This is a genomic window from uncultured Rothia sp. (assembly GCF_937976295.1).
Classification (GTDB): domain Bacteria; phylum Actinomycetota; class Actinomycetes; order Actinomycetales; family Micrococcaceae; genus Rothia.
Window position 1 is genome coordinate 1 of sequence record NZ_CALJRY010000299.1, and the last position, 6,299, is coordinate 6,299.

Sequence of the window (6,299 nt, forward strand, 5' to 3'; positions counted from 1 at the left end):
GGTGTATTCAGGGGTATCTTAGGGGCAGCTCAAGGGCCAGCTTAGGGGCTGTAGCAGGGGAGAAGACCTGCAGAGCCTAGCTAGGAGCCTCCAGACGCGCCGCTACCGCCTCAAAACGCTCACAAGCGCTAAATCCACATGGCGGGGTCAATATACTCCACAGCGTCCACCAGCGGCTTCTTCTTCTCCGGGGTGCGCGGGCGGTGCTTCGCCGGAATACCGGTAATAATCGAATCGGCGGGGTGATCGTTGACCACCACGGCGTTCGCACCGATAGCGCTATCGGAACCAATCTCCACCGGACCCAGCACCTTAGCACCGGCACCAATGGTCACGCGGTCACCAATGGTGGGGTGACGCTTCACCTTCTCCAGGGAGCGACCGCCCAGGGTCACGCCGTGATACAGCATCACGTCGTCACCAACCTCAGCGGTTTCACCAATAACAATGCCCATACCGTGATCGATGAAGAAACGGCGGCCAATGGTCGCGCCGGGGTGAATCTCCACACCGGTCAGAAAACGAGTAAACTGCGAGAGAGTACGGGCCAGAGCCTTCGTCTCATCCTTCTGCCAGAGCTTATGGGTCAGACGGTGAACCCAAATGGCGTGCATGCCCGAATAGTTCAGCGCAATCTCGACAGCGCCGCGCGCAGCAGGGTCGTGCTGGCGGACGTTCTCAATATCTTCACGCAGACGCGCAATAAAACTCATGGGTTCCCTTTCCCTCATCGGTCGTGCTCTGTGTGTGCGACCTTTCCAAAGGTACCAACAATGAAGCCCAATCGCCTATTCCTGGCCGGCTACATGTCATAGTAGACACACTTACCAAAAACTCAGTCACACAAACGCGCGGAACGTAATATTTCTGCCGGTCAAAAGACGCATCAAAAGACGCATCAAAAGATGCAAAAGCCCCGCCTCGGGACCGTCCACAGTGGGACGAGCCGGAGGCGGGGCATCAGCTATCCAAACCCTAGGGCCAAGACCTCAGGAAGGGAGTAGAGGGGAGAAACAACGGGCTATTAGCCGCGGATATCCTCGTACAGAGCGGTAGAGATGTAACGCTCACCGAAGTCGGGAACGATAGCCACGATTAGCTTGTCCTTGTTCTCAGACTTCTTCGCCTCCTCCAGAGCAGCCCAGACAGCCGCACCGGAAGAAATACCGCCCAGAATACCTTCCTGGGTAGCCAGCAGACGGGAGGTGCGCATAGCGTCCTCAGCGCTGACCGGAGTCACCGAATCGTAGATGCCGCGGTCCAGAGTGTCCGGAACGAAGTTAGCGCCCAGGCCCTGAATCTTGTGGGGGCCAACGCGACCCTCAGAAAGCAGCGGGGAGTCCTTCGGCTCAACCGCAACAACCTTCACGTTCGGGTTCTGCTCCTTCAGATACTTACCCGAACCGGAGATGGTGCCGCCGGTGCCAATACCCGCCACAAAAATGTCGACCTTACCATCGGTTGCTTCCCAAATCTCGGGGCCGGTGGTGTTGTAGTGAATGGCGGGGTTCGCCTCGTTAGAGAACTGGGATGCCAGGATAGCGTTATCGGTGGAAGCAACGATCTCCTTAGCCTTCTCCACAGCGCCGCGCATACCCTCGGTACCGGGGGTCAGCACAATCTGAGCACCGTAAGCGCGCAGCAGCACGCGACGCTCAGCAGACATGGTCTCCGGCATGGTCAGGATGACGCGGTAACCGCGAGCAGCACCCACCATAGCCAGCGCAATACCGGTGTTACCGGAAGTACCCTCAACAATGGTGCCGCCGGGCTTCAGCGCACCCGACTTCTCAGCAGCGTCAATGATGGCGCGACCGATACGGTCCTTAACCGAACCTGCGGGGTTGTAGAACTCAAGCTTGACCGCAACGTTACCGGGAAGGCCCTCGTCCAGTCGGTTCAGCTTAACCAGGGGGGTCTGGCCGGTTGCTTCAACAATGCTGTTGAGAATCTTTGCCATGGGGTGCTCCTTACATGAGCTTGGAGGGAGGCCAGCCGCGACGGGGTCTCCGCAATGAATAATCGGTTACGTGGCAACTCTACTACTCGCCGGCGGCAGGTTTAAACCTGCGGTCACAGTTCGTAATAATGCCAGAGAAAAACTTCAAGAAACGAGGTTCAGAAAGAGGATACAGAAAAGCGCCGCACAAACCCTTTCTCGATAAAGGATGATGAATGTGCGGCGCTCTCTAGAAACATTATGTAGCCCAAAAGACAACCTCTGTATATAAGAGTAGTGGTGAACTCTGTTCACCGCAAGCTGGAGCCACAAATTTTATTGCCATCAATGGAAAAAACAGTGAAAAACTGCATCCTGAGATGGAAAAGACCCAAAAACAGGGGAGAAAACCAGCCTCAGAGGACTAGTTGATGTCCATGTGCAGGTCCCACTTGTTGTTCAGGTAGCGGCCAACAGCCTCACCGAACATCTTCACGTGACGCTTATCAGCCGCCACGGTCTGCTCCTTGCCATCCTTGAACAGCTTCTCGCCCAGGTCCACGTTCAGAGTCACGGTCCAGTTGTACGCACCCTGCGCAAGAACCGGCTGCTTAGTGCCGATAGTCAAGGTAGCGGTCGGGTTCACGTACCAGGTCTTCTTTTCTTCAATACCTGCCTTGGTGGAGTCCGCGTACTTCTTCATCGCCGCCAGGGTCTCCTGGTCGGTGCTGACCTCGTTCATGTAGTGCATATCGCCGGTACGCAGCAGGTACTCAAACGCCGCACCGAAGTACGCCAGAGCCGCCGCGAAGCCAGCCACCGAATTCTGGTGCATAGCCTCCGGAACGACCGGGGAGGGAACATTCTGCGGCGGGTGCTCAGCGTTACCCGGCTGGTACTCGCCGTGCTCCTCCATCTTCTCCAGCTTCGCTACGCCGCTGTAATCCTTATTGTCGTTAGGCAGCGGAGAGTTCGCTGCGGTAGCCGAAGCAGACGCCGAAGCCGAAGGGGAAGCAGACGCCGAAGCCGAAGCGCTCGGCGACGCGGTAGCAGACTCAGAAGCAGCAGAAGCGCTCTCAGAGCCAGAAGAGGAAGCAGACGCCTCAGAAGTAGCCTTAGAGCCACAAGCTGCCAGCAAAGCCATGGAGCTGACGCCCAGTACACCCAGCGCCGCTCGGCGGGTCAGGTTCTCGGACATAGTGATACCTTTCAGTCAGTCGGTGATTGCAACCAGTTTAGCCGCAAACCCAACAGGATACAGAGTTGAGCGGGCGAAGCGTGAGAAGCGCCTCGCAGATAAATAGCGTTATGACGAACTATGACGCCGCGGAGGTGGTGGAGGCCTCAACGGAAGCCTCAGCAGAAGCTGCGCCGGATGCTGCCGCGCTCGCAGTGCCACCAGTAGTACCACCCTGCAAGGTCGCACCGTACGCCACGCTCAGCTCCCACATCTTAGAATCAGCATGGTAGCGGCCGCGGAAATCGCACTCCTGAACCGTCACCTGAGAAGCCGGACCCGCCGCAGTAGCAGTGGCAGAAGCAGTGGGGGACGCCGCATCAGACACCAGCGCATCCTCAGACGGCTCAGCAGGCTCAGCCGATGCGGAGGCAGAAGCAGAAGCACTCGCCGAGGCGACCACCGGCTGAATCTTGCCCTCGGCTACCGCCTCCGTACCGAAGTCCAGAGTGTACTTGCCCTTAAACAGCAGATTGCCATCACTCATAATGGACGGCTGCGCACTCGAAAGCGCATAGGAAGCCGACGGATTCACATACCAAGAACCCTTCTCCACACCCGCAAGAATAGAAGCCGACAGGGCATCCACCTCAGAGCGAGTCTTCGAGGATAGCTGAATGCCGGTCGAGAACGCATCCGTGCTACCGGTTTTCACCAGATAATCCATAGCCGCCGCAAAATAAGCAATCGCCTCATGAAAACCCGTCACCGTATTCGCCGACAGAGCATCAGTCACCTTCGGCTTCGGAGCATTACGCGGCGGATGATCCACCGTACCCTGCTCATAATTCAACGCGTCCTCAAAGTGGGTGTACTCCACCAGACCCGAATAGTTCTGACCATCATCACTGTACCCATTCGGATTAGCACTCGACTTCGAACCGTTCAGGCTACCGCCCTGAGAACCAGACTGCTGGCTAGAGTTACCCGAACCACAAGCGCTCAACAGTGCCGCAGAACCGGCAACAGCAGAAACACCCACACCCAGGCGCAGCAGGGAGCGGCGAGAAAAAGAAGACTGAGAAGAAGACATAAGAGAAAAACCTTGAATCCAGGAAAGCACGTTACTACCAGAGTAAAACAAATCATGCCCTAACCCGAGTGCGAGTTAGGGCATGATGCCTCATCCATCTGAGGGCTTAAAGGTTGTCACCATTAGAATTGCCGCCATTACCGGAATTGCCAGCGTTACCGCCGTTAGCAGCACCACCATTATTAGGCTGAGCTGAAGCCTGCACCTCATACTCGTCCTGAATAGTCAACGTCCAATCATTATCGTGGCGCACACCGGTAACCACCAGGCCACGCTCAGTGCGGCGAACCTTCTCAGACATCTCCGCAGGAGCGCCATCAACCACAATGGTCGGACCCAAATCAATCACCAGGTCGAAAGTCCACTGCACGCTCTTCTTTACCAGAGTCGGAACAGCAGTGAACGCAGACATCGTCACCTTCGGCGACACAAACCAGTTAAGCACCTGCGAGCCCTCATTCGACTCACCCATGAACGAAGAGAAAGACGCAACGAACTTCTCATCAGCCTTCGACTCACGCAGCGGAGCCGCATCACCGGTCAACACCAGGTAGTTAATCGCCGCATACACGAACGCAATCGAATCGTACAGACCCTGCACCGAGTTCTCCGATGCGCTCGCCGGGCGCTTAGGGATCGGCACGTTCTGCGCGGGAGCAGACTCGGTCGCCGGAACGAAATCACCCTTCTTCTCGTAGTTATCGAAGGTTACCTCGCCGCTAAAGTCAGTGCGCGAAGAAGCAGAGGGAGAAATCTGAGGGGTATCCGCATCAGCATTTTCGGCGGTGGAAGAAGAGCCACCGCAGGCAACCAGCAGGGCGCTCAACGACACGCCTGCAACGCCCGCACCGGCGTAACGCAGAGCAGAACGGCGGCTGACGCCGGTAGCGGAACTATCAGAAAGCCCAGAGGTCAAAGGGAAAAGCGCCACGGAGTACCTTTCGAGTGAGAATCTCAGGTGAGAGACGAGTGAGAGTGCGCCTCGACGAGCGGATATTCACACGTGGATATCCCTCTAGAGACAGTCCTAAGTATAACGCGCCCCCGCCTTCACACCCTGCGTACCGCCGCTCAAGCGAGCGTGATATGCCGCCCATCAGCGAACTTACCGCAACCAGCGGCAACAGCGCACCAAGGGGCACAGGGCATAGCGAAGGAGAGGGCGCGTTCATCGTCTATAGGGGAGAGGGGCTACTGGGCACCCTCGGCGGGAGCAGCATCTCCACCGGCGGCACCGGGATCAGGAGCGCCGGGAGCTACACTCGGCTGGGGCGCGGCAGGCTGAGTTGCCACAGGCTGCGCGGTAGCCGCAGGTGCCTGGGTAGCGGCAGGCTGAGGAGCCTGAGCGCCACCATTCTGCGCGGCACCATTCTGCGCTCCACCATTCTGGGAGCCCGTGTACTGATGGGAACCACTCTGACCTGCGCCGTTCTGGGCGGCAGGAGCCTGCGCAGCGCCATTATTTGCGGTACCCTGCGCGGCACCGTTACCCGAAGTGTTCGCACCGTTATTTGTGCCAGTGTTCGCGCCGCCATTAGCCGCCACGGTGCTGTCATCAGTCACCGTCGGAGTGTAAGTCGACGAAGGATGCGCGCGCGGAGTCTGCGTCGGCTTCGGAGTCAACGCAGGATCATACTGCTGAGGCGCAATCACCAACCAGCGCTTCGCCTCCTCATCGTACTCAGCGTACAGAGCCTTAATCTCCGCAGCCTCAGTATTCTCCAGGGGCTTGGTGGTGTTCGTCGCCTTCTCAACCTGCAGGCCGTGCGCCTGAGTAACAGAACACGCCCACGAATACTTAGTGCCGCGAGTCGTCGGCTGCTTATCGGTCAGGCGGAAAGTCCACTCGCCACCCACCAGCCAGTTCGTGCCGGGCGCGTAGAACGCACGCAGCTTCTCCAGCGCCGCACGGTCGGTAGCGTTCTGCGCCTGAACCACCTGCAGAGCCGGACCGGGATCACCCGTCATGCGGGCATAGTTCACCGCCGCAGCAAAATACGCGAAAGTGGCGCGCAGGCTACGGGCGTTCTTGTCGTACATGCTCTCATCCTCAACGGGGATGGGCACGAAGCTCGCCTTAGAATCCACGC

The 6,299-nt window shown here is 58.0% G+C and carries 6 protein-coding genes; all 6 read right to left on the bottom strand.

The features are described 5' to 3' along the window. Window positions 1-128: 128 nt before the first annotated feature. A complete protein-coding gene (gene epsC, locus Q0216_RS08085; protein ID WP_298594396.1) occupies window positions 129-713 on the bottom strand; it encodes a serine O-acetyltransferase EpsC in 585 nt (194 codons plus the stop codon). Between the two features lie 311 nt (window positions 714-1,024). After that, window positions 1,025-1,960 (bottom strand): cysteine synthase A, encoded by a 936-nt coding sequence (cysK, locus tag Q0216_RS08090; RefSeq protein ID WP_298594398.1) that lies wholly within the window; start codon window positions 1,958-1,960, stop codon window positions 1,025-1,027. A gap of 403 nt (window positions 1,961-2,363) precedes the next feature. Beyond that, a complete protein-coding gene (locus Q0216_RS08095; protein ID WP_298594400.1) occupies window positions 2,364-3,137 on the bottom strand; it encodes a DUF6318 family protein in 774 nt (257 codons plus the stop codon). A 118-nt stretch (window positions 3,138-3,255) separates the two neighbouring features. Continuing rightward, window positions 3,256-4,209 carry a DUF6318 family protein gene (locus tag Q0216_RS08100; protein WP_298594402.1) on the bottom strand — a complete coding sequence of 318 codons (954 nt, stop codon included), beginning with the start codon at window positions 4,207-4,209 and terminating at the stop codon, window positions 3,256-3,258. 106 nt (window positions 4,210-4,315) lie between these two features. Beyond that, on the bottom strand, window positions 4,316-5,140 hold the full coding sequence (locus Q0216_RS08105) for a DUF6318 family protein (RefSeq protein WP_298594404.1): 825 nt from the start codon (window positions 5,138-5,140) through the stop codon (window positions 4,316-4,318). A 260-nt stretch (window positions 5,141-5,400) separates the two neighbouring features. Further along, on the bottom strand, window positions 5,401-6,299 hold an 899-nt coding region (locus tag Q0216_RS08110; protein WP_298594406.1), incomplete at its 5' end, for a DUF6318 family protein.